16 protein-coding genes are annotated in these 24,104 nt (G+C 69.7%); 9 read left to right on the top strand and 7 right to left on the bottom strand.

Annotation, left to right across the window (positions count from 1 at the left end; all coding sequences use genetic code 11):
* The first annotated feature begins 52 nt into the window (after positions 1-52).
* Positions 53-1,057 (top strand): Lnb N-terminal periplasmic domain-containing protein, encoded by a 1,005-nt coding sequence (locus tag ACZ5Z2_RS13800; RefSeq protein WP_464759171.1) that lies wholly within the window; start codon positions 53-55, stop codon positions 1,055-1,057.
* On the opposite strand, the gene ACZ5Z2_RS13805 is transcribed toward ACZ5Z2_RS13800, so the two are convergent.
* A complete protein-coding gene (locus ACZ5Z2_RS13805; RefSeq protein WP_464759172.1) occupies positions 1,049-4,315 on the bottom strand; it encodes an EAL domain-containing protein in 3,267 nt (1,088 codons plus the stop codon). The two genes, ACZ5Z2_RS13800 and ACZ5Z2_RS13805, sit on opposite strands and share 9 nt — an antisense overlap.
* Positions 4,316-4,537: 222 nt before the next feature.
* A complete protein-coding gene (locus ACZ5Z2_RS13810; protein ID WP_464759173.1) occupies positions 4,538-5,992 on the bottom strand; it encodes an RNB domain-containing ribonuclease in 1,455 nt (484 codons plus the stop codon).
* A 91-nt stretch (positions 5,993-6,083) separates the two neighbouring features.
* Between ACZ5Z2_RS13810 and ACZ5Z2_RS13815 the strand changes: the two genes are divergently transcribed.
* The gene (locus ACZ5Z2_RS13815; protein ID WP_464759174.1) at positions 6,084-6,557 is read left to right on the top strand and encodes a GNAT family N-acetyltransferase; all 474 of its coding nucleotides are present in this window, start codon (positions 6,084-6,086) and stop codon (positions 6,555-6,557) included.
* 55 nt (positions 6,558-6,612) lie between these two features.
* Positions 6,613-8,583: a CocE/NonD family hydrolase gene (locus tag ACZ5Z2_RS13820; protein ID WP_464759175.1), complete on the top strand. Its 1,971-nt coding sequence runs from the start codon at positions 6,613-6,615 to the stop codon at positions 8,581-8,583.
* A 233-nt stretch (positions 8,584-8,816) separates the two neighbouring features.
* Here the strand turns inward: ACZ5Z2_RS13820 and ACZ5Z2_RS13825 are convergent, their stop codons facing one another.
* Positions 8,817-9,584 carry a SapC family protein gene (locus ACZ5Z2_RS13825; protein ID WP_464759177.1) on the bottom strand — a complete coding sequence of 256 codons (768 nt, stop codon included), beginning with the start codon at positions 9,582-9,584 and terminating at the stop codon, positions 8,817-8,819.
* 244 nt (positions 9,585-9,828) lie between these two features.
* Between ACZ5Z2_RS13825 and ACZ5Z2_RS13830 the strand changes: the two genes are divergently transcribed.
* The 5 genes from ACZ5Z2_RS13830 (at position 9,829) to ACZ5Z2_RS13850 (ending at position 13,916) form a co-directional block, all read left to right on the top strand.
* A complete protein-coding gene (locus tag ACZ5Z2_RS13830; protein WP_464759178.1) occupies positions 9,829-10,428 on the top strand; it encodes an HNH endonuclease in 600 nt (199 codons plus the stop codon).
* A gap of 237 nt (positions 10,429-10,665) precedes the next feature.
* Entirely contained in the window at positions 10,666-12,558 is a 1,893-nt protein-coding gene (gene dxs / locus ACZ5Z2_RS13835) for a 1-deoxy-D-xylulose-5-phosphate synthase (protein WP_464759179.1), read from the top strand.
* 487 nt (positions 12,559-13,045) lie between these two features.
* Positions 13,046-13,384 carry a BON domain-containing protein gene (locus ACZ5Z2_RS13840; RefSeq protein WP_464759180.1) on the top strand — a complete coding sequence of 113 codons (339 nt, stop codon included), beginning with the start codon at positions 13,046-13,048 and terminating at the stop codon, positions 13,382-13,384.
* Positions 13,385-13,409: 25 nt separating this feature from the next.
* Positions 13,410-13,607, top strand: coding sequence for a CsbD family protein (locus ACZ5Z2_RS13845; RefSeq protein ID WP_464759181.1), 198 nt, complete (start codon positions 13,410-13,412; stop codon positions 13,605-13,607).
* 144 nt (positions 13,608-13,751) lie between these two features.
* Positions 13,752-13,916: a DUF1328 domain-containing protein gene (locus ACZ5Z2_RS13850; RefSeq protein ID WP_464759182.1), complete on the top strand. Its 165-nt coding sequence runs from the start codon at positions 13,752-13,754 to the stop codon at positions 13,914-13,916.
* A 158-nt stretch (positions 13,917-14,074) separates the two neighbouring features.
* Here the strand turns inward: ACZ5Z2_RS13850 and prmC are convergent, their stop codons facing one another.
* The 4 genes from prmC to ACZ5Z2_RS13870 all read right to left on the bottom strand — a co-directional run bounded on the left by prmC (position 14,075) and on the right by ACZ5Z2_RS13870 (position 22,996).
* A complete protein-coding gene (gene prmC, locus ACZ5Z2_RS13855; RefSeq protein ID WP_464759183.1) occupies positions 14,075-14,905 on the bottom strand; it encodes a peptide chain release factor N(5)-glutamine methyltransferase in 831 nt (276 codons plus the stop codon).
* Positions 14,898-19,037 carry a hypothetical protein gene (locus ACZ5Z2_RS13860; RefSeq protein WP_464759184.1) on the bottom strand — a complete coding sequence of 1,380 codons (4,140 nt, stop codon included), beginning with the start codon at positions 19,035-19,037 and terminating at the stop codon, positions 14,898-14,900. The genes prmC and ACZ5Z2_RS13860 overlap by 8 nt, the downstream gene beginning before the upstream one ends.
* A gap of 51 nt (positions 19,038-19,088) precedes the next feature.
* A complete protein-coding gene (locus ACZ5Z2_RS13865) occupies positions 19,089-20,039 on the bottom strand; it encodes a hypothetical protein (protein WP_464759185.1) in 951 nt (316 codons plus the stop codon).
* A gap of 275 nt (positions 20,040-20,314) precedes the next feature.
* On the bottom strand, positions 20,315-22,996 hold the full coding sequence (locus ACZ5Z2_RS13870) for a M1 family metallopeptidase (protein ID WP_464759187.1): 2,682 nt from the start codon (positions 22,994-22,996) through the stop codon (positions 20,315-20,317).
* Between the two features lie 150 nt (positions 22,997-23,146).
* On the opposite strand from ACZ5Z2_RS13870, the gene oxyR reads away from it, so the two are divergent.
* Positions 23,147-24,091 (top strand): DNA-binding transcriptional regulator OxyR, encoded by a 945-nt coding sequence (gene oxyR, locus ACZ5Z2_RS13875; protein ID WP_464759188.1) that lies wholly within the window; start codon positions 23,147-23,149, stop codon positions 24,089-24,091.
* Positions 24,092-24,104: the final 13 nt, after the last annotated feature.

The following is a 24,104-nucleotide window of genomic DNA, read 5'->3' on the forward strand; positions in this document are numbered from 1 at the left end:
TGGCGCGCGCGCCGCGGCAGGCTGGCGCACCGGCCACACGGGGACGACACACATGGCGAAACCGCTGCGCATCCTGGGGCGAGGCCTGGCGCTGCTGCTGGGCGGGCCGATCGCCCTGCTCTCCATCGCGTGGGGCACGCTGGCGCTGTGGTACCAGCTGCCCGGCGGCGGCGCGGTGCGCGCGCTGGGCGCCGCGCTGTGGATCGCGCTGGCCCTGGCGCTGTTCGCGCTGGCGATCCGCCGCCGCAGGTGGCGTCCCTTGTCCGGCTACGTGCTGATGTACGCGCTGCTGCTGGCGTGGTGGGCGACCATCCAGCCCGGCAACACCCACGACTGGGCCGACGACGTCGCGCGACAGCTCACCGGCGAGGTGCGGGGCAACGTGGTGGTGCTGCACAACGTGCGCGACTTCGACTGGCGCAGCGACAGCGACTACGACGCGCGCTGGGAAACGCAAAGCTACGATCTCGGCCGCCTCGTCTCCGCCGATGCCGTGCTGTCGCACTGGGGCAGCGATGCGATTGCGCACGCCATGATCTCGTTCGGCTTCGACGACGGCCGCCACCTCGTCTTCTCGGTGGAGATACGCAGGCGGCGCGGACAGGAGTTCTCCTCCATCGGCGGCTTCTTCAAGGATTTCGAGACGACCCTGGTCGCCGCGCCGGAGAGCGACCTGATCCGCGTGCGCACCAACGTGCGCGGCGAGGACGACTACCTCTATCCGCTGGCCGTCAGCCGCGCCGCGATGCGCGCGCTGTTCCTCTCCTACGTGGACACCGCGAACCGGCTGGCGGCCGCGCCCGAGTTCTACAACACCGTCACCTCGAACTGCGCCACCGTGGTGTACCGCATGGCGCGCCAGTTCGATCCCGGCCTGCCGCTGGACGCGCGCCTGCTGCTCACCGGCTACCTGCCCGGCTACCTCTACAGGATAGGCGCGCTGGATCACCGGCTCACCCTGCGGCAATGGAACGAGCGAGCGCGCATCACCCGTCGCGCACTCGCCAGCAGGCCCGGCGAGGATTTCTCGGCGGCGATACGCACGCCGCTACGCTGACGCCATGCTTGCCGGCCGCTCGGCGAGCATCCGCTCGAACGCGCGCAGCGGCATCGGCCGCGAAATGAAATAGCCCTGGAAGATGTCGCAGCCCAGGGACATCAGGAAGTTCCGCTGCACCTCGGTTTCCACGCCCTCGGCCACCACCTGCAGATCCAGGCCGCGCCCCATGCCGATGATGGTCTGCGCCACCATCGCGTCGCTATGGTTCTCCGGCAGGCGGGCGACGAAAGCCTGATCGATCTTCAGCTCGTCCAGCGGCAGGCGCGACAGGTAGGCCAGCGAGGAATAGCCGGTGCCGAAATCGTCCAGCGAGACGCGCAGGCCCAGCGCGCGCAGGCGGCCCAGCTTGTCGGCCGCCTCGTCGAGGTCGTTCATGATGGCCGTCTCGGTGATCTCCAGCATCAGCCGCGTGGGGTCGGCGCCGGACAGGATCAGCGCGCGCTGCACGTCGTCCACGAAGCCCGGCTGGGCGAATTGCCGCGCGCTCACGTTGACGGCCAGCGACAGCCCGCTCGCCGCCGGCCACGCGGCCCAGATGGCCAGCCGCAGGCAAGCCTGCCGCAGTACCCAGTCGCCCAGCGGCAAGATCAGGCCGTTTTCCTCGGCGATGGGAATGAACTCGTCCGGCGCCACCGGCGTGCCGTCGTGGCGCGTCCAGCGCAGCAGCACCTCGGCGCCGATCACGTGGCCGCGGCGGTCGGCCTGCGCCTGGAAATGCAGTTCCAGCGCCTCGTCGGCGATCGCATGCATCAGGTCGCCGGCCAGCAGCTCGCGTCGCGCCAGTTCGGCCTGCATGAACGACTCGAAGCGGCGCATCTGGTCGCGTCCGGCGGCCTTGGCGGCGTACATCGCCAGTTCCGCCTGCTTGAGCACCGTTTCCGCCGAGTCGCAGCCGGACACCAGCTCGGTCCAGCCCAGGCTGACGGTCATGCCCGCCAGCACCTTGCCGTCCAGCCGGAACGGTTCGCGCAACGCCTGGCGCATGCGCTCGGCGCAGGCCATGACCTCCCCGGCCAGCGCCTGCGGATCCTCCGCGCGGCTGGGCAACAGCAGCGCGAACGTGCCGCCGCCGAACCGGCTCAGCACGTATTCGTCGTCCAGCATGCCGAGCAGGCGCTGCGCCATGAGCGCGAGCAGGCGGTCGCCGGCGGCGTGACCGCGCAGGTCGTTGACGCGCTTGAAATGATCGAGGTCGAACAGCAGCAGGGCACCCATGCAGGTGCCGGCCCCGCCCAGCAGGTGCTGCAGCTGGCCGAGCAGGAAGCGCCGGTTGGGCAGATCCGTCAGCGGGTCGAAATAGGTCATGCGGTCGACGCTCGCATGCGCCTCGCGTTCGCCGGTCAGGTCGATCATCGAGCACACGTAGTGGCTCAGCTGGCCGGCGACGCCGGGGACGATCGAAACCGTGATGCGCGCCACCCTGGGCTGGCCCTGCTGAACCTGGATCCACAGCTCGCCCTGCCAATAGCCGTCGCGCTGCACCGCTTCCCAAAGGTTGTCGTAGGTGTCCTTCGCATGCTGCCGCGAGCGCAGCAGGGAGATCGATTGCCCGACCACCTCGTCGGGCCGGTACCCGGTCAGCGTGGTGAAGGCCTGGTTGACCCGCTGGATGATGCGGTCGGCATCCAGCACCATCAGGGCCTCCTGCGTCTCGAACGCTACGGCGGCCAACCGCAGCTCGTTCTCCACCCGCTTGCGCTCGGTGATGTCCTGGGCATGGATGAACACGTACTGCGCGTTGCCGTCGGCGTCGTGGAACACCGAGCAGTCCAGCACCACCGGAAAGCGCCGGCCGTCCTTCGCCATGTGCTCGGTTTCCCACACGTAGTGATCCAACCGATCCGCGGTCGCGCGCATCGTCGCCCGCTCGGCCACCAGCTCGGGCGGATACAGCGCATCCACCGGCATGCCCACCATCTCCTCCGGCGTGTAGCCGCGCTCGCCGGCGAAGGTGGGGTTGGCGGAGATCAGGGTCTTGCTGCGCGCATCGCAGATGTACATGCCGAACGCGGCGTTCTCGAACGCGTGCGCCCATAGCTGCAGCTGCGCTTCGGCCAGCTGCCGCTCGGTGACGTCGCGCGCCGCGCTCACCACGCTGTAGAGCTCGCCCTGCGGCGTGAACAGCGGGGCGCTGATGACCTCGAACTGCCGGCTCCGGCCGTTGCCGGCGTCCAGCGGCAGCAGGGCGCTGGCGTTGCGCCCGAGCCGCGTCGCCTCCCTGTCCAGCGCGCACATCCCGGCCGCGAACGCCGCATCGAACAGCTCGTCGCAGCGGCGCCCTATCGGCGCCTCGCAGGGGGCGCGGAACAGCGCCACCGCCCGGTCGTTGCCGTCGCGGTAGACGCCTTGCAGATCCTTCACCCACATCGCGTCCGGGCTGGCGTCGAAGACCGCGCGCAGCTTGCCTTCCTCCGCCTGCAATGCGGAGGTGCGCGCCGCCACCGTGCGGCGCAACGTCCACACCCACAACGCCATCAGCGTGGCCAGCAGCAGGACGACGGCCAGCGCGGCGACCACGGCGCGCTGATGGCTCACCGTCAGGTACGGGCGATCCAGCCAGCGCTTGCGCAGCACGTCGCGCTCGGCCGGCGAGATGCGCGCCATGTCCTGCTGGATCGCGAGGAACAGCGCCTTGTCGCCCTTGCGCACGGCCCAGTGCGACTGCTCGGTGAACAGCACGAAGGCTTCGTAGAAACGATCCAGCGCCGAGTAGCGGTACAGGTTGTAGTCCGCCGGATATTGATCCATGCAGAACACGCGCAGGTCGCCCTTGGTCGCGGCCTGCATGATGTCCTGGTAGTTGGCGTAGAGCTGCAGGTTGGCGACACCCTCCTCCCGCAGCCGTTCCGCGCAGGCGTCGCCGCGCTGCACGCCCACCGGCAGGCCGCGCAGCGTCGCCACGTTACGGATGCCGCTGATGCGCCGATCCACGTAGATGCCCACCGGCAGGCCGACGTAAGGCCCGGAGAAGTCGTACAGCGCCTCGCGCGAGGGCGTGCGGTAGAGCATGTCGATCACGTCCGCGCGGCCGCTCTGCATGTTCCGCATGGCGCCGCCCCAGTCCGTGAGCACCAGCTCGACCCGGATGCCGGTGTGCCGCTGGAACAGCTTCCACATGTCGACTTCGTAGCCCTGCGGCTTGCCATCGGCATCGAGGAAGATGAACGGCGGATAGTTGTCGTTGCTGGCCACCCGGATGCTGGCGGGCGCGGCGGCCTGGTCTGCCGGCGCAGGCGCGGCCGAGACCGCCGCCATGCAGCAGAACAACCAGGCCACGCATGCTGCCCACCGTCCACTCACGCGCATATCCCCTTTGCACGCGACCACCGGCATGCCGCCGCATCGTCGACGATGCGGCGGGCGCAAGCGATGCCGCCTTCGCTGCCTGTGGCTCCCTGCTTCCTTCCTGCGATCTGCATTGGGTCTTTATCGGCAGGCCGGGCACAAATTGAAGCCTTCGGCCGGCGGCTCAATCCCTCATGCCGCGCCGGCCGCCAGCTCGAAACGCACCTGCCGCCTCGACGGGTCGGCCGCCGCCAGCCGCACCGTCACGTCCTGCCCCAGCGGCAACGGCGATGCGGCATCGACGCGCGCCTCGATGGCCGGGTCGCGCAGCATCACCACGCCTTCACGGCCATTGCCGTGGTCGCCCTCTATTTCGACGATGGCGCCCGTGAAAGTGTCGCCAACGCGCGGCGCCAGCAAGGCGGCTTCGACCAGGTCGAGCACCTGGCGCTCGTAATGCTTCGAGCGGCGATCCGACTCGGCCATCACGTCGGGCAGCGCGGGCAGCGCGGCGCGCGCCCAGTCCGGCACCGGCTGGTTCGCGCACAGCGCCACGCACACCTCGCCCACGTAGCGATCCACCAGCCGGCGCAGCGGCGCGGTGGCGTGGGCGTAGGCCGCCGCCACCGCGGACTGCAGCGGCTGCGCGGGCAGTTCGCCGTCGAAGGCCGCGTAGGCAGCGCCGCGCAGCACGGTGGTGCAGGCGGTGAGCATCGCGACGTGGGTGGCCTTCGACGGATCGAGGCCGCGGATGAAATCGGCGTAGCCCTGCCCGTCCGGCCATGCGATGGCCAGCGCCTGCGCGGTGCGCCTGAGCCGCGCGATGTCCTGCGGCTGCGGCGGCGGCAGCGTGCGCAGGATGCCCACCTTGCCCTTCACCATCAGCCGCGCCGCGGCCATGCCGGTGAGCAGGGAGATCTGCGCGTTCCAGTCCTCGTCCGGGTGGTTGGCGCGGTACGCCAGCCGCCATTCGCCATCCACCACGCCGATCTCCTGCTCGGGCAGCGCGAGGTTGACGGCGCCGCGCGCCTGCTCGCGCTTCTGGCGCAGCTCGCCCACCTCGCGCAGCAGCGTCCACAGCGGATCGGCGGTGCCGGCGTCGAGCTGCTGCTGCACGCCGTCGTAGTCGAGCCGGGCGCGGCTTCTCACCCGCGCGCGGCGCACGTCGATGGCGGCGATCTCGCCATCGGCGTCGAGGTCGATCGTCCACAGCAGCGCGGGCCGCAGCTGATCCGGCAGCAGCGAGGCGGCGCCCTCGGACAGCACCGGCGGATACAGCGGGATGCGCGAGTCGGCGCCGTACAGCGTCTCGCCGCGGCGGTGCGCCTCCGCATCCATTGCGCCGCCCGGCGCGACGAATGCGGCCACGTCGGCGATGGCGTAGTGCACGCGGTAGCCGCCGCCGTCGCGCCGCTCGAAGTGCAGCGCCTGATCCAGATCCATCGAGCCGGGTGGGTCGATGGTGACCAGCGGGATGTCGGTGCGATCCAGCTCGGGCAGGCGCGGCTGCGCGGCCGCCTGCGCCGCCTCGGCCTCGACTTCGGGCGGGAACGCCAGCGGCAGCTTCATCTCGCTCTGGATCGCGGCGATGCCTTGCGCGATCGTGCCGTCGTCGCCGCTCTGCAGGCGGATGCGTGTGGCGGGCATGGAGCGCTCCTCTGCGGGATGTGAAGCCCGCACTATACGGCGCCCGCCGTACGGGTGTAGAACCGCGAAACCTTACGCAGCCGCAACGACCATGAGCGACCCGTCCCTGCTGATCCGTCTGGCCGAAGACGACGACGACTTCATCCTCTCGCTGGTGCCGCGTTTCGCGAGCTTCCCGCTACCGGCGTGGCGGCGACGGCACGAGTGCATCGAGGGCATCCGCGACGAACTGCTCAGGCACCTGGAAGACCAGCCCGCGAACAGCCACCTGTTCGTGGCCGAGGATGCCGACGGCACGCGCGTGGGCTTCATCCACCTGCAGCGCACCGAGGATTTCTTCACCGGCCGCGCCAACTGCCACGTCACCGACCTCGCCGTGGCGCCCGCGCACGAGGGCCGCGGCGTGGGCAAGGCGCTGCTGGCGCATGCCGAACAATGGGCGCGCGAGCACCATTGCCAGTTGGTGACGCTGGCGGTGTTCCCCGGCAACGAGCGCGCACGCGCGCTGTACGAAGCGGCGGGCTACGCCACCGACCTGCTGCGGCTGGCCAAGCCGGTGCGCTGAGCCGGCCGCGCCGCAGTAAGCTGCTGCGACGATTCGCCACAGGGGAGCCGATGCCATGACGCCACGCCGTATCGCCGCGGACCTGAAGCCCGCCCTGTTCGCCGCCCTGTTCGCCGCCTGCGGCGCGCTGGCCGCCACGGATGCGCCGCAGGCGCAGGCCAAGTACCCCGACTACCCCAGCGAGACGCCGGCCAGCTTCAAGCCGGCCACCGGCAGCTTCGACTACGTCGAGCGCGACGTGATGATCACCATGCGCGACGGCGTGAAGCTCAACACCGTGATCCTGGTGCCGAAGGGCGCGACGCATGCCGGCATCGTGCTCACCCGCACGCCCTACGACGCGCACCAGCTCACCCACAATTTCATGAGCGGCCATATCGAGCCGCTGCTCGAAGGCTACGACAACGCCGCCGACGTGATCGCGGAGGACGGCTACATCCGCGTGATCCAGGACATCCGCGGCAAGTACGGTTCCGAGGGCGACTACGTGATGAACCGGCCGGTGCACGGCCCGCTCAACCCCACGCCGGTGGACGACGCCACCGACACGTACGACACCATAGCCTGGCTGGTGAAGAACATCCCGGAAACGAACGGGCGCGTCGCCACCATCGGCATCTCCTACGATGGCTTCGAGCCGCTGATGTCGCTGGTGCACCCGCATCCCGCCTTGAAAGCCGCAGTGCCGATGAACCCGATGGTGGACGGCTGGATGGGCGACGACTGGTTCCACCACGGCGCCTTCCGCGAACAGAACATGAGCTACATCTACGAGCAGGAGGCCACCCGCGACAACAGCGCGAAGTGGTGGACGAACTACCACGACGAGTACGACCTGTTCATGCACTACGGCTCCGCCGGCGCGATGGGCGACGCCTACGGCATGCGGCAGCTCGGCTTCTGGAACAAGATCCTCGCCCATCCCGCCTACGACGCGTTCTGGCAGCAGCAGGCGGTGGACAAGGTGCTCGCCGCGCAGCCGCTCACCGTGCCGGTGATGCTGGTGCACAGCCTGTGGGATCAGGAGGACATCTACGGCGCGCTGGCCGTCTATCGCGCGATCAAGCCGAAGGACACCACCGGCGACATGGTGAAGCTGGTGATGGGCCCGTGGCACCACGGCCAGGAGATCGAGGAGGGCAGCTCGCTGGGCGCGATCCGCTTCGGCAGCGACACCGCCAAATACTTCCGCGAGCACATCCTGCGCCCGTTCCTCGCGCAGTACCTCAAGGACGGCGCGCCGAAGGCGAACCTCGCCCCGGTCACCGCCTTCCAGACCGGCACCGACCAGTGGCAGCGGCTGGATCGCTGGCCGGTTTCCTGCGACGGCGGCTGTCCCGACAAGAGCCGCGCGCTGTACCTGGAGCCCGGCATGCAGCTCGGCTTCGACGCCCCCACGGACGGCACTCCCTACGACGAATACGTCTCCGATCCCGCGCATCCGGTGCCGTTCCGCGCGCGGCCGATCCAGCCGATCGGCTACGACCACGGCCTCACCTGGTCGCAATGGCTGGTGGACGACCAGCGCGAAGCCTCCGGCCGCACCGACGTGCTCAGCTACGAAACCGCGCCGCTGACCGCGCCGGTGGCCATCGCCGGCGTGCCGGTGGTGCACCTGGTCGCTTCCACCAGCGGCACCGACAGCGACTGGGTGGTGAAGCTGATCGACGTGTATCCCGACCAGGTGGCCGAGCAGCCGGAGATGGGCGGCTACCAGCTCGCGGTGGCCATGGACATCTTCCGCGGCCGCTACCGCAACGGCTGGGACAAGCCCGCAGCGCTGACGCCGGGCAAGCCGCTGGCCTACCGCTTCGACCTGCCCGCCGCCAACCACGTGTTCCTGCCCGGCCACCGCATCATGGTGCAGGTGCAGTCGAGCTGGTTCCCGCTGTACGACCGCAACCCGCAGACCTTCGTGCCCAGCATCTTCGAGGCGAAACCGGCGGACTACGTGAAGGCCACCCAGCGCGTCTACCACGCGCCCGGAGAGGCCAGCTACATCGCGTTGCCGGTGGTGGCGCACTGATCCCGGCAGGCGTCGCGCTGCCGCCAACCTTCAGGCCATCGAAAAGTGCGGCCACGGATGGCCGCCCGTTTGATCTCCACGGTCAAGGACGATCGCAAACGCAATCGAAAGTGCGGCCATGGATGGATGCCCATCTGATCTCCGCGATCAAGGGCGATCGCAAACGCAAAACGCCGCGGCAGTCACCTGCCGCGGCGTTTTGCTTTTCAGGCACGCGAGGCGCCCGGACGAGCTCAGTTCCTGGTCACGCCGTCCTCGCGCTCGCCCAGGCGCAGGCCCAGTCGGTCGAGGTTGTTCATCGAGATCAGGTGGGCGTAGATCCAGCCGAAGATGCCTTCGCGCAGGAATTCCTGGGCGGTCTTCTCGTCGAGCTGGCGCAGCTTTTCCTCGTTGACCACGAACAGGCCGTTGAGGTTGATGACGTTGCCGCCCTGGCCGTCCGGCGAACCGCGGCGCATGCTGACGTTGCGCGACTCCAGCAGGTCGTGCTTGCGCAGCTGATCCATGAACCAGCGGGTGCGCGCCACGTGCTGCTGGAATTCGCCGAGGAAGCCCACGGCGCGGGCCAGCATCTCGCTGTCGCTGCCATCCTCGTTGAACAGGCGGTCGCCCTCGCTGGCGTTGAAGCCTTCGTAGCCCTCGTCGAGGAACACGGCGAAGTCGTCGCCTTCCTGGCCGGCCGGCTTCTCGGCCAGCACGAACGGATAGCGGCGCACGAAGGCGGGGATGTAGACGTTCGGCGCCCACTGGCCGCTGGCGTCCACGAACAGGTTTTCGTTCTGGCGCAGGCCCAGCAGGGCCACCGGGCCGGCGTCGCCGATGTCGTTGCCGGCGAACACGATGGGCATGTCGCGCGCGGCCAGGCCGAACTCCACGCCGGTCAACGGCACCGAATGGGCATCCAGCGCGAACTTCATGTTCGGGATCGGCTTCAGGCGCAGATCCTTGTGGGCGTTGCGGTTGAGCGGCACCGGGCGCTCGTAGAAAAGAACTTCAGCCACGTTATTACCTCTGCCCCGCCGTGCCGGGGCGGCCACCATCGGCCTCCCCTCCCAAACCCGGCGTCGGGTCTACAGACGAACGACCACTATATCAGCGCCCGAGCCTGGCCGCGAATCCAGTGCCGCAAGGCCTATCTGGTTGAGCGCAAAGAGTTTCGCGTGCGCCGCGCCACGGATTTGGTCTATGCTGCGGTGCATCCGGGCAACGCTGTACCGCTCTCTTCTGCAAGGAAGGACGAACCGCATGCTGATGGAAGTCGCCCACCGGGCCGACCTGCACTCGACCCGCGTGCTGTCGCTGGACGCCGCCGGCCGCATCCTGGACTGGATCAGCTGGCAGGATGCCGCGTGCCTCTACGTGCGCGGGGTGGTGGCGTGGACGCTGGGCGATCCCTGCCTCACCGTGCACGGCGGCCACAACCGCGCGCTGGACGCGCAGAGCCGGCTCGACCTGCACCCCATCATCGCCAGCACCGGCCATTGCCACGAACAGGCGGCCGACCCTGCGCCCGCGCTCACCAACACCGCGCTGTTCGCCCGCGACCGCCACCTGTGCCTGTACTGCGGCGAGCATTTCAGCCGCGGCGAGCTGACCCGCGACCACGTGCAGCCGGTGTCCAGGGGTGGCCGCGACGAATGGGAGAACGTGGTCAGCGCCTGCGTCGCCTGCAACCTGCGCAAGAGCAACCGCACCCCGCAGCAGGCCCACATGCCGCTGCTGGCGGTGCCCTACCGGCCGAGCTGGGTCGAGCACCTGATCCTGTCCAACCGCAACATCCTGAGCGACCAGATGGACTTCCTGGTCAGCCACCTGCCGCGCGACCGACGGCGGGCGATGGGCTGAGAGATGCCTGTCGTCCCTAGACCGACGCCTACGGTCGCGGTGCCCTGGCTTTGCTCGTCATTCCGGCGCAGGCCGGAATCCAGTGACCGTGCGGCCTGAACGAGCGTGACCGCCACTGGATCCCGGCCTTCGCCGGGATGACAAGCTCAATGGATGGCGCTGGGTGAATCCGCGCCACCATCCCGTCGCCACAGCCCTGCCCTTGCCCTGCCCCGCCGCCGGGCCAACAATACGCAGATGAAAGATCCTGCACGCTACCCCCATCTGGCGGCCATCGAGGCGCCGGCCGATCTGCGCCGCGTTCCCGACGAGGAGCTGCCCGCCGTCGCCGACGAGCTGCGCGCCTACCTGATCGAGTCCGTGGCCAGCTCCGGCGGCCACTTCGGCGCCGGTCTGGGCGTGGTGGAGCTCACCGTGGCGCTGCACCACGAGTTCGACACCCCCGCCGACCGCCTGGTGTGGGATGTTGGCCATCAGTGCTACCCGCACAAGATCCTCACCGGCCGCCGCGACCTCATCACCACGATCAAGAAGAAGGACGGCCTCGCCCCGTTCCCGCGCCGCGAGGAAAGCGAGTACGACACCTTCGGCGTCGGCCACTCCTCCACCTCGATCTCCGCCGCGCTGGGCATGGCCATCGCCAACCAGCGCAAGGGCGATCCGCGCAAGGTGGTGGCGGTGATCGGCGACGGCGCGATGACCGCCGGCATGGCGTTCGAGGCGCTGAACCACGGCGGCGACGTGGAACCGGACATGCTGGTGGTGTTCAACGACAACGGCATGTCGATCAGCGAGAACGTGGGCGCGATGACCCGCATGATGTCGCGCGCGCTCGCCAGCCGCCGCCTGAACGCAGTGCGCGAGAAGGCCAAGCGCGCGATCCCCAAGCAGTCCTTCGCCGGTCGCTTCTTCAAGCGCTGGGAGGAACACGCCAAGGGCATGTTCGTGCCGAGCACGCTGTTCGAGGAACTGGGCTTCCACTACACCGGCCCGATCGACGGCCACAACATCCCGCAGCTGCTGGCCGCGCTGCGCACGGTGAAGAACCTGCCCGGCCCGCAGCTGCTGCACGTGATCACCACCAAGGGCAAGGGCTACGCCCCCGCCGAAGAGGCGCAGATCGAATACCACGCGGTGGGCCCGTTCGATCCCGAAGCCGGGCTGGTAAAGAAGGGCGCACCCGCCAAGCCCAGCTACACCGACATCTTCAGCGACTGGCTGTGCGACCAGGCCGCCGCCGACGAGCGCCTGCTGGGCATCACCCCCGCAATGCGCGAGGGTTCCGGCCTGGTGCGCTTCTCGAAGGAATACCCCGAGCGCTATTTCGACGTGGCGATCGCCGAGCAGCATGCGGTGACCCTGGCCGCGGGCATGGCCTGCGAGGGCGCCAAGCCGGTGGTGGCGATCTACTCCACCTTCCTGCAGCGCGCCTACGACCAGGCCATCCACGACGTGGCGCTGCAGAACCTCGACGTCACCTTCGCGATCGACCGTGCCGGCGTGGTCGGCCCCGACGGCGCCACCCACGCGGGCAGTTTCGACCTCAGCTTCCTGCGCTGCCTGCCCAACTTCGTGATCATGGCGCCGGCCGACGAGAACGAGTGCCGGACGATGCTCTCGACCGGCTTCCAATACGCCGGCCCCGCCGCGATCCGCTACCCGCGCGGCACCGGCCCCGGCATCGCCATCCGCAAGGAACTGGACACCCTGCCGATCGGCAAGGCCGAGCTGCGCCGGCGCGGCCGCGGCCTCGCCCTGCTGAGTTTCGGCGCGATGCTGGCACCCGCCACGGTGATCGCCGGCGAGCTCGACGCCAGCCTCGTCAACATGCGCTTCGTGAAACCGCTGGACGAGGCGTTGCTGGTGGAACTGGCGAAGACCCACGACGCCTTCGTCACGCTGGAAGACAACGCGATCGCCGGTGGCGCCGGTTCGGCCGTGGCCGAATGCCTCGCCGCGCACGGCATCGTCAAGCCCATCCTCCACCTCGGCCTTCCGGACGTCTATCTGGAACACGGCAGCCGCGAGGAAGTGCTCAGCATGGCCGGCCTCGACCTGCCCGGCATCCGCCGTGCCATCCACGCGCGCTTCCCGCAGCTTTCCGGCGGCAGCCTCGCCAGCGCGGGCTAGAGGCCCGGCGAATCACGACGCGGCACCGGCTGCAGGCGCTTCGTGGAGACATTGAACAGGCTTTAAGCGCCGCGTGGCCGCATGCTCACCGGCGGCCATGCCGTGCGGCCATCGCACCGGCCCGCATGGCGCGCAAACGCGCGCGACGACGACACGCGTGGCATCGCGTGATCGCCAACGCGAACACGCCGATCCGCGCAATGGCGCGGCGGCGAGCTTCGCGCATCCCGCACGCCACGCATGCCTGACGTCGATTTCGATGAGTCCTCCGCGCATGAACGCCGCCGGCCTCACTCGACGAATAATTCACCCTTACCTAACTCCCCGCCCTCTATCACTGGAACCGTTCCGTTTCGCTGTGCACGCAAGTCGGCCGCGAAACAGAGCATTCGCAAGGCGGCTCCGATGCCACCGGCATCGCCTCGCCAACGGCTCGTGCCGCCGCCTTCCGCGTCGCCGGAAAATCCACTTCGAGATGGAGGTCATCATGAAAACCTCAGCCGCCATGCCAGCCCTGGCCTTTGCAGTTGCCATCGCCCTTGGCTCGTTCGCCGGCATGGCACAAGCGCAAGACAAGCCGGTCAGCGACCACTCCAGCAGCATGAGCCAGTCCGGCAGCGATGCCTGGATCACCACCAAGGTGAAAACCGAGCTGGCGACCACCAAGGGAGTCTCCAGCAGCGAGGTTTCCGTCCAGACCGTCGACGGCGTCGTCACCCTCACCGGCGTGCTTCCCACCCGGATCGCGGTGAACAAGGCGGTGGCCGCAGCCAAAAGCATCAAGGGCGTGAAGAGCGTCGACGCCTCAGGCCTGAAAGTGAAATGACCCACTCCCAGACATGGAGAACCCGATGAACGAAGACAAGCTGAAGGGCCAGTGGAAACAGCTCCACGGCAAGCTCAAATCCCGCTGGGGCAAGCTGACCGACGACGACATCGACGTGGCCGACGGCAATGCCGAATATCTCGTCGGAAAACTGCAGGAACGCTACGGCATCGCCAAGGACGAAGCGATGAAACAGCTGCGGGACTTCAATTCCGGCCTGTGATGCAGCCACCTGCCCAGCGGCGCCCGGGAGGCTCTGTGGCGATCCCAACTGCTCGCCGCAGAGCCCCCGTGTTGCCGGCACGGACGGGCACAGATCCACGATTACGGCACCGAAACCCGCCTTGATGGGCCAAGGGAGAAAATCATGCTCTATTACGCAGTCGTCTTCTTGATCATCGCGCTGATTGCCGGCTTCTTCGGATTTTTCGGCATTGCCGGCCTCGCCGCGACCATCGCCAAGATCCTGTTCGTGGTCTTCATCATCCTGTTCATCGTGTCGCTGATCTTCGGGCGCCGCCGGCCGCTTTGACCAAGCCGCCACAACCTTGCGATCCGCCATTCCCGATGGATCGCGCAAAGCCGCCGCTCCGGTACGCACCGGGGCGGCGGCTTCAAATCTCCAGGATCGATGTGCCCGCCATCCTGTCCGCGCGCCGGCGATGCCGGGACACGCGGCGGCGTCCGGGATCAGCCATCGGCTTTTCTTCCGCCGCTGACCCGGTCGCGCGCTTCCAGATCCTGCGCGGTGAACACCTGCGCATAGCCGGCCTCGGACAGCAGCGCGCGGGCGGCGTCGCCCTGGTTCCAGCCATGCTCGAACAACAGCCAGCCGCCGGCTTCGAGGTGCCCGCGTGCATCGGCGACGATGCGGCGGATGTCGTCCAGGCCGTCGGCGCCCGAGGCCAGTGCCGAAGCCGGCTCGAAGCGCAAGTCGCCTTGCGCGAGATGCGGATCGGCCGCCTCGATGTAGGGCGGGTTGGAGGCGATCAACGCAAAGCGCTCGCCCGCCAACGGCGCCAGCCAATCGCCCTGCACAAAACGTACATTGCCGATGCCGAGCCGCTGCGCGTTGCGCCGCGCCACCGCCAGCGCATCTGCGCTCGCATCGCTGGCGACGACGCGGGCCTGCGGACGCTCGCTGGCGATCGCCAGCGCGACCGCACCGCTGCCGGTGCCGAGGTCGGCCACGCGCGCCGCCGCATCGCGCGGCAATCGCTCCAGCGCCAGCTCCACCAGCAGCTCGGTTTCGGGCCGCGGGATCAAGGTGGCCGGCGTCACTTCCAGCTCCAGCGTCCAGAAGCCACGGCGGCCGGTGAGGTAGGCCACCGGCTCGCCCGCCGCGCGCCGCGCGACCAGGGCCTCGAAAGCCGTCTGGACGTCCATCTCCAGCACGTCGTCGGCATGCGCGAACAGCCAGCTGCGCGGCTTTCCCAACACGTGAAGCAGCAGCGCCTCGGCATCGGCGCGCTCGCCCAGCCGCGCCATCGCGACTGCCAGTGTCCCGCGCACGTCAGGCATGCGGCGGCTCGTCCGACGGTGGCGCCAGCGGCGGCGGCGTCACGCCGGGCCGGGGCTCGCGGCGACGCCAGTAGCCGCCATGCGTCCACGCGGCGAACGCCCATTGCAGCCAGCCGATCAGGGCGAAGGCCAGCCACAGCGCCCACGCCAGCATGGCCAGCTTGTAGAACCACAGCGACACGCTGAGCACGCCGCCGGCAGGCAGCACGCCGTTGCCCTGGTCGGCGAACCAGCGCAGGTGCCACGCGTCGGAGCCGTTGCCGGCCACGTGCATGTCGGGCAGGCCGAGCAGGCCCTTGGGCACGGCGGCCACCAGCACGGCCAGCGCCAGCACGGTGAGCAGGGCGAGGCCGAGTTGCACGAGATTGAAGCGCGTCGATGGCAGTCGCTCCGCAGGCGTCCAGCGTGCGCGCAGGCCGGTGAGGATCAGCCAGGCCACCACCAGCGCGAACGCGCCCCACGCGAAGGCGGAGAAGCCCAGCCCCAGCAGCAGCCAGTGGCGCAGGCGCAGCGGCGTGGGCGCGTGGCGGGCGAGCAGCCAGGCGACGAGCAGCAGCACCGCCAGTTGCGACCAGTACAGCACCGCCGGGCCGGTGGTCGGCCCCCATGTCCACAGCACCCAGCGATCCTGCGGCAGGTCGAGCTCGCTGGCGATGTTCGCCGTGGGCGCATCCAGTGCGAACGACGACGTGGAAACGCGCGTGGCGATGCCGTGCGGTTCGCGCAGCCGCACGCGGTAGTCGTGCGTGCCGGGCAGCAGCGGCAGGCCAAGCTTGCCGTTGCGCACGGCGAGGTTCAGCGGTTCGCCGTCGCGGCTCGCCTCCAGCAGTTCCGCGCCGGCCGGCAGCACGATCGCGTGCTCGCCGCCGCGCGTGCTGCGTGCGGTGAGCGCGAGCGTGGTTTCCGTGCTGCGCTCGCCGGCCTTGCTATGCACCCGCACGTTGTCGAAGGCGAGGCTGCCGCCGTCGACCGCCGCCGGCTGGCTGAAGCCGAGTTGCAGGGTCTCGCCGGGCAGCGGCTGGAAGCGCAGGCCCGCGGCGCTGGCGCTGGTCGGCACGCCTTGCGCGTCGACGTGCCACATCGGCGCGGCGACGACCTCCCACACTTCGGCGCGCTCGCCCAGCGCCGGCGCCGTGAGCGCCAGCTTTGGCGAATGATCCAGCCGGCTGATCCAGCGCACCTGGTTGCTGCCCGCATTGAAGGTGACGTCGATGCGGCCGTTCTTCACCAGCGCGCCGTCGCCCTGCGGATGCTCGCCGGGCAGCAGCGGCAGGCTGAGGCTGAAGCCGCCGTTGGCGGGAGCGATGCGCTCGACCGTGTTCTCCACCTGCCAGTCCACGCCCAACAGCAGGCGGCGGGTCAGCCGCACGTAGGGCGGGAAGTCCTGCGTGGCCACCATCGGCGCGCCGTCGTCGGCGACGCGCACGCGTTGCAGCGCGAGGCTGTCGCCCAGCATGCGTCCGCCGTCCACGCCATCCAGCGACCAGCCCTGCCCGCTGAATGCCACCAGCTGCGGGCGCAACGCGAAGTCCAGGCTGGCGCTGTCCGCCGCGCCGATGCGGTAGCGCAAGTCGACGCGATGCACGCCGCGGTCGAGGCGCAGCAGCGCATCGTCGCCGTCGCGGGCCAGCGCGGCGGGATGGCCGTCCACGCTGGCGGCTAGCAGTTGCAGCGCGGCGTCGGGTTGCGGCAGCGGCAAGGCCACGGTGGCGCCGGCATCCACGTCCAGCGCCACGTCCAGCGCGTCGCCGTTGGCCTGCAGTTGCGCCCGCGCCACGCTGGCGCAGTCGGGCGCGCACTTCGGCGGCTCGGTGAGGCGGGCCTTCAACTGATCCAGCAGTTGCTGGTTCGGCAAGCTCTGCGCGTGCGAGAGCGAAGGCAACAGCGCGACGGCGAGCAGCAGCGCGCCAGCCACGTTGGCGCCGCGCGCCGCCGGCCAGGGCAGGCGCCACGGTCGCAGGCTGGCGAGCAGCCTGGCGAGCAGCGCCGCCAGCAGAGCGATCATCGCCACGCGCAGCAGGCGCACCAGCCAGCGCGGCGCGATCAGCAGGCGCGTGGTCTGCTCCGCGCTCACCGGGCCGGACCAGCCAAGCTCGTAGTCGTTGCCCTGATCCCAGCTCGGCGTGCCTGCGCCGGCCTGGATCGTGCTGCGGCTGTCGAAGTCGTTGAGGCCCGGGGTTTGCATGGACGATCCGGACACGACGACGGACGAAAGTACGCTCGCCTTGGCGTTCATGCGGGGTGACGGCTGTGCCGGAGCCACAGGCTCGGCGAGCTGCCGAATGTCCGAAGGTGGCGCGGGAGGCGCGGGTGGCGGCGGTGGTGCGGCATTGGCGGAAACCTCCTCTTCCACCGGAGGCGGTTCTTTTCGCAAAACCATTTTCGGCGGCGGCTGTACGAACTCCACCCGCACGACCTCCCCTCTCTCCGACTGCTCCAACTGCGGATGCAGGGCGTACTGCAACTGCCGCGCAGCGAACGGCAGGCTCCACAGCACTGCCAGCGCAAACACCGCGATCGCGGCGCCGCGCGCCACGGCGCGCAATCGCCCTTCCGGCAGGGCCCGCAGCAGCAGCGCCAGCAGCAACACCACGGCCAGCGTCCACAGCGGCGCGCCCTCTTCATGGCGACCCAGCGCGAGGTACAACGCCGCCAGCACGGCCCAGCGCCAGCCGAGCAGGCGGCCGGCCAGCAAGGCGACCAGGGCGAGCACGAACAGGTCGAGCAGGCTCCATTGCGCCACCCAGGTATCCGGCGCGTAATCCGCGCCGGGCGCCGCGATCAGGCGGTAGCCGAACGGCAGGTGCAGGTTGGCGCTGATGCCTTCCAGCGGCAGTTGCCAGCCGGAACTGGGAATCGCGCCGCCGCGCGCGGGCAGGCGCAGGCCGGCATCGAGATCGAGCTGGCGCGTGCGCAGTTCGACGCCGCTGCGACCGTCGCTGCCCTTGCTGACCAGCAGCGGCGTGCCGCCTTCGCTGGCGCGTTGCAGTTGCCACGGCGCGGTGGTGTCCAGCCGCTGGTGGTGGCGCAGTGCGCCGGTGAGGTGGTCGGCCGTGCGCAGGCCGCCGCCGTCGAAGTCCAGCCACATCTCGCGTTGCAGGCGGATCTGGTCGCCCTTGCCGCCTTCGTCGCCGCGCGCGCCGGCGACGATGCTCAGGCCCGCGCCATCGTTCAGCGCGAACGCGGGCAGGTCGCTCCACTCGCCGGGCACGCCGGCCTGCGCGGCGTCGATGCCCTGCCCTTCGGCGCGGCTGCCGCGCAAGGCGGGATCGTCGCGGTAGCTCCAGGTTTCCTGCCGCGGCCAGGGCGCGGCGGGCAGCTTCAGCGCCACCTTCTCCAGCGGTGCGGTGGCGCGCGCGTCCAGGGTCAGCAGCCAGTGTCCCGGCCGCAACTGCACGCGCAGGCGGCCATCGCTTTCCAGCCGCGCCGGCAGGTCGCCGGCCAGCGCCGTGGCGACGAAGCCCGCGGGCAAGGCCGGGCCCAGCAGAACTTCGCGCGCGCTGCCGGCCACGTCGAGCTGCAGTTGCGTCTGCAGCGTGGCGGGCAGCCCGTCGGCAAGTTCGCGATAGACGCGCAGCGACAGCGCGTCGGCGGCGCGCTGCGCGGCGGCGGCTTCGCCCAGGGTGAGCTCGTCGCCGTTGCGCTCGACGCGCGACACCGCCGCGCCGTCCACGCTCAGCGCGACGAGGCCGATTTCCGTGGGCACGCGCAGGCGCGCGGGCCGCTCCGACCACGGCAGCGTGCCGCGCAACTGGTAGTCGCCGGGCGCCAGCCGCAGCATCGGCTGGTCGTCGTGCTGCAGCACTACGGCGGGCTGGTTGTTCGAGGTCACCGATTGCGGCCACGCGTGTTCGTCGCCCGGCAACGCCACCCAGCTGGGCGCGTCCACGTGCACGGCCAGGCTGAAGCTGGCGCCGTCCTTGCCGGCGTCCAGCGCCAGGCGGCCGGGCCACGCGCACTGGTAGCTGTCCGCGCCCGGCGACTGGTTGGCGAGGAAGGGGCAGGCGTGCTGCGGCACGTCGTGCAGCACCCAGTCCTGCCAGTCGCGCAAGGGCGGCGGCACGTCCTGCGCGTGCAGCGGCGCGATCGCCAGCAGGCCAAGCGCAAAGCATCCGATCAGTCGAGCGAGCATTCCGGTCTCCCTGTGCCCAAGTGGCGGGCACAGTGTAAGGAATTGCGGCGGCTACGATTCGGAGATGGCGAGCACGCAGTCGTCGGCGCCGAAGCTGCGGCAGCAGACGGGGAAGATCGACAGGCCCTGCGGCGCGATGACGGGTGCCAGCAGGCCTTCGAGGAAGCCGCCGTAGAAGCTGCAGCCGGAGCGGCCTTCTTCCGCGCACAGCGGGCTGTGGCGGATGTGCAGCTGGTCGCCTTGCAGATCGACCTCGACGATGCCTTGCAAGGCCGGCGCGCCGATGGCGGCGAGCGCGGCGGCCAGCGGCTGCCGGCCGCCCTGCACGTGCCCGCGCGCGTGCAGCCACGCGCCGACGCGCTGGCCGGCCAGTTGCAGCGAGGATTCGCGCGCGCCCTCGGCCACCGCGCGATCCAGTTTCAGCAGGTTCGGCACCAGGCGCGGGTAATCGTATTCCAGCGAGGCGAGCGCCTTGTCCACCGCCGCCGTGTCCGCATCCAGCGCCACCACTTCGACGAAGGGCGCGGGCGGCGGTTCGACGGGTGCCGGCGCGGGCGGGCGCCGGTGCTCCACGATGAACTCCTCGAACGATTCCTGCGGCGGCGGCGCGGGCGCTTCCACCACAGGTTTGGCCGGCGGTGGCGGTGGTGCCACCTCGGCGACTTCCTCGACCTTTTCCTCGACCGGTTCGGGCTCGGGCGCCGGCGGCGGCACGTAGTTGGAAACGGCCTTGCTGGTGGCGGCGAAATGCTCGCGCTGCTCGCCCTCCGCGACGCCGTGCAGCTCGAAGCTGACCAGGCGGTCGCACGACGCCAGCGCCGCGCGCAAGGCGCGCTTCTTGAACCACGAGCCGCGCACGACCATGGAGAGCAGGATGCCGTGCGGATCCTGCACCAGCCGCTGCCGCACCAACGTGTAGCCGCAGGTGCCGGCCAGCCGGCCGACCTCGATGACCAGGCCCTCGCGTTGCAACGCGAGCGCCTGGATTTCCAGCTCGATCATGCGTCCCCCTGTAGACGATGTCGATGGGTTGAATGGACGTTCATGCTACGACAACGGCTGCGGCAATACCTTGAAACCGCTTCGGCCCGTCATCCCGGCGCAGGCCGGGATCCAGTAGCGATCACGCTCGTTCAAAACGCACGGTAACTGGATCCCGGCCTGCGCCGGGATGACAAACAAATTCAAATCGGCGGATCAGCCTTGAGGCGCAGCAACACCGGAAACGACAGGCCCCGCCGAAGCGGGGCCTGTCGCCTTCCGGATCGCGGAACCGCTCAGCGCGTGATCGAGGCCGGATCCTGCTTGGCGGCCTGCGCCGCGCACAGTTCGATGGACTCGGTGGTCTGCGCCAGGCCGCGTGCGATGCCGGCGGCATCGTTCATGCGCGGCTTGAAGAACGCCTGCAGGCGCTGCGCCTCGCCGGTGGAACAACCGCCGCCGCCCGCCAGCATCGGCAGGTAGCCGCCGGCGAAGCTGCCGGTGCGCGCGAGGATCTGCGGATAGTGGCCGGTGAACCACGTCCACATCGCGTCGCGCTGCGCCTGCGTGTCGCGGCCAGCGCGCAGCAGCGAGGCCATCTCGCCTACCTTCACCGGCTTGCTGATCGCGAAGTTGCGCACCTGCTCGGCCAGTGCGGGTTCCTCGACACCGGCGAGGCCGCCGAGGATGCCGTTGCGCAGTGCGGGATCGCTGGTCTGCGGCAGCTCGGCGACCAGCGCGTCCACCGCGCCCTTGCCCTGCGTCTGCACCGCCACGGCCAGCGCGTCGCCGAGCAGATCGGGGTTGGCGGCGACGAGGTTCAGGCGGCCGTTCGCGTTCTTCTGCAGCGCGGCCTCGCCCTGCTTGAGCAGCTCGGCGCGTACTTCCGGCAGCTTGAAGTCGAGGCCTAGCGCGCCGGCCAGCGTGCTGCGCAGCAGGGAGTCGTCTTCCGACTCGCCGGCCTTGCGCTGGTAGCCCAGCGCTTCGAGCTTGGGCAGGTAGGCGGCCTTGACCCAGTCGGCGATACGCGCGCGCTGGGCGTCGGTCTTGGCTACGTGGCGGTAGATCCATTCGAGCTGGCCCAGCGGCACGGTGGACACCTGGCGGGTCTTGGACGCGGTGAGCGGCTCAAGCGCAGCCAGCACCTGGCCGGCGTCGAGATCGCCATGCTGGAAGCTGGCGCTGATCGCGTCGGCATAGGCCAGCTGCTCGGTGTCGCTGAGCTTGGCGACCTCCTTGGTGAGCGCGGCCAGCTCGTTCTTGCCGAGGCTGAAGCGGTAGTAGCCGGCGGCGTTCGCGTTCGGCATCACCCAGGTCGGGTTGCTGGCGCCGGGCAGCGCCACCGAGCCGGTCGCCTTGTCGAGCATCTCGCAGGCCACCTTGCTGCCGTCGGCAGTGCCATAGCGCACGCACACCGGGATGCCCCAGATGCGCCGGCTGTCGCCGTGGCTGCCCAGCGGCAGGTAGCGGCTCTGCTTCAAGGTCAGCACGGTCTGGCCGTCCTTCTGCTCCAGCGCGGTCTGCACGTAGGGCACGCCGCTCTGGTCGAGGAAGCTCTTGAACGCATGCTTGAACGCGTCGCCCTTGCCCGCGGCGGCGGCGATGGCGTTGACCAGGTCGTCAGCGTTCGCGTTGCCGAACTTGTGCGCCTCGATGTAGGCGTGCATGCCCTTCTGGAAGGTCTTGTCGCCCACGTAGTTCTCGAACATGCCGATGACGGCGGCGCCCTTCTGGTAGGTGATGCCGTCGAAGGCGGTCATGATGTCGCCGTTGCCGGTGATCGGCTGGCGGATGCTGCGCGCGCTGACCAGGCTGTCGTTGGACATCGCGCCCTGCGCGCCGCGCACGCGATCGAGGTCGGCGCGATACTCGGGATGGACTTCCATCGTCACCTTCTGCTGCATCCAGGTGGCGAAGGCCTCGTTGAGCCAGATGTCGTTCCACCAGGCAAGCGTCACGGTGTCGCCCGTCCACTGGTGGGCCAGCTCGTGCGCGGTGACGTTGAACGAGCCGCGCACGTCGCGCGCCGGCGAATCCTTGTCGAGCAGCAGCAGCCAGTCGCGGAAGGTGACCAGGCCCGCGTTCTCCATCGCGCCGGCGGCGAAGTCCGGCGCGGCGAGCACGTCGAGCTTGTCCCACGGGTAGCCGAAGCCGTAGTAGTTCTCCAGCGCGTGGATGATGCTCGGCGTCTCGGAGATCACGTGGCTCATGCGGTGCGCCTCGCCGGCAGAAGCGATACCGCGCAGCGGCAGCGGCTTGCTGCGGTAGGCATCGGGCGAGATTTCCGCGGTCGGCGTGATGTCCCACGGGCCCACGGCGAAAGCCACCAGATAGGTGGGCAGCGGCAGGGTCTGCGCGAAGCTCACCGTCTTCCAGCCCTGGCCGGCGGGCTTTTCGCTCACCTGCTGCGTGTTCGCCACGGCCACGTCGTGGTCGGGCAAGGTGATGGAGATGTCGAACGGCGTCTTGAAGCCGGGCTCGTCGAAGCTCGGGAAGGCGAAGCGCGCGCTGATCGGCTCCATCTGCGTCATCGCGTAGGGCTGGCCCTTGGCGGTGACCTTGTACAGGCCCTGCAGCTGCGCGTTGAGCGGCGCGGTGTAGTCGAACTGCAGCGTGATCTCGCCGGCCGGCAAGGTGCTGCCGAAATCCACGCGCACCACGCCGGCCTTGGGGTCGGCTTCCACGTACTTCGCGTCGTGCGCCTTGCCGGCGGCGTCGGTCACCGTCACCTTGGACACTTTCAACTCGGCGCCGTCCAGCCACACGTGGTCGGAAGCCTTAGCCAGCTTCACCTTGATCGTGGTGGTGCCGGAGAAATCGGCCTGCGCCGGATCCACCTTGAAGGCGATCCGGTAGGACTGCGGCACCGCCCAGGACGGCAGGCGGCCCGAAGGCGCCTGGTCGGCGGAAGCGGCGAAGGCCATGCCGCAGCCGGCGGCCAGCGCGGTGAGCAGGAGTGGGCGGATGTGACGACGCATGGCGGTTCCCCATGGAGTGAAGGCAATCCCGCACGCTAGGCCCGGCATGACTTTCCACCCAGTGCCATAAGGCATGCGCACCCTCGCTTGCGCATACCGGCTCGATGGCTACCATGCCATTCCATAGCCATCATCTATGACGAGCACGCCATGAACCTGCGCGACCTGCACTACCTCGTGGCGCTCGCCGAGCAGCGCCATTTCGGCCGCGCGGCGGAGGCCTGCTTCGTCAGCCAGCCCACCCTGTCCACGCAGATCAAGAAGCTGGAGGAGGAACTCGGCGTGGCGCTGGTGGAACGCACGCCGCGCAAGGTGCTGCTCACCGACGTGGGCCGCGAGATCGTGGCGCGCGCGCGCGACGTGCTGAACGAGGTGGAGCAGATCAAGGGCATCGCGCGGCGCACGCTGGATCCCGAGTCCGGCACGGTGCGGCTGGGCATCTTCCCCACCCTGGGCCCCTACCTGCTGCCGCACGTGGTGCCGCGGGTGCGCCAGCGCTTCCCGCGGCTGGAACTGCTGCTGGTCGAGGAGAAGACCGAGGAAGTGTTGCGCCGCCTGCGCGAGGGACGGCTCGACGCCGGCATCCTCGCCCTGCCCGTGCACGACGACAGCCTGCACGCGGAATTCCTGTTCGAGGAACCGTTCCTACTCGCGGTGCCGCAATCGCATCCGCTGGCGAAGCGAACCTCGCTGAAGCTGGCCGACCTCGGCGACCAGAGCCTGCTGCTGCTGGAGGACGGCCACTGCCTGCGCGACCAGGCGCTGGAGGTCTGCCAGCTCGCCGGCGCGGGCGAGAAGAGCGGCTTCCGAGCCACCAGCCTGGAGACGCTGCGCCAGATGGTGGCCGCCGAAGTGGGCATCACCCTGCTGCCCACGCTCGCGGTGAAACCGCCGGTGGCGCAGGCGCCGAACGTGCGACTGATCGAGTTCCGCGGCAACCACCCGCCCAGCCGGCGCATCGCGATGCTGTGGCGCAAGAGTTCGGCCATGGGCGGCTTCCTCAAGCAGCTCGCCGGCGTGTTCCGCGAACTGCCGAAGGGCCTGCTCGATCCGCACGACGCGGCGACGCCGGGCAAGCGCTCCGTCATCGCATGACGACGCTCGCCGC

This window comes from Rhodanobacter sp. G1 (genome assembly GCF_055397855.1).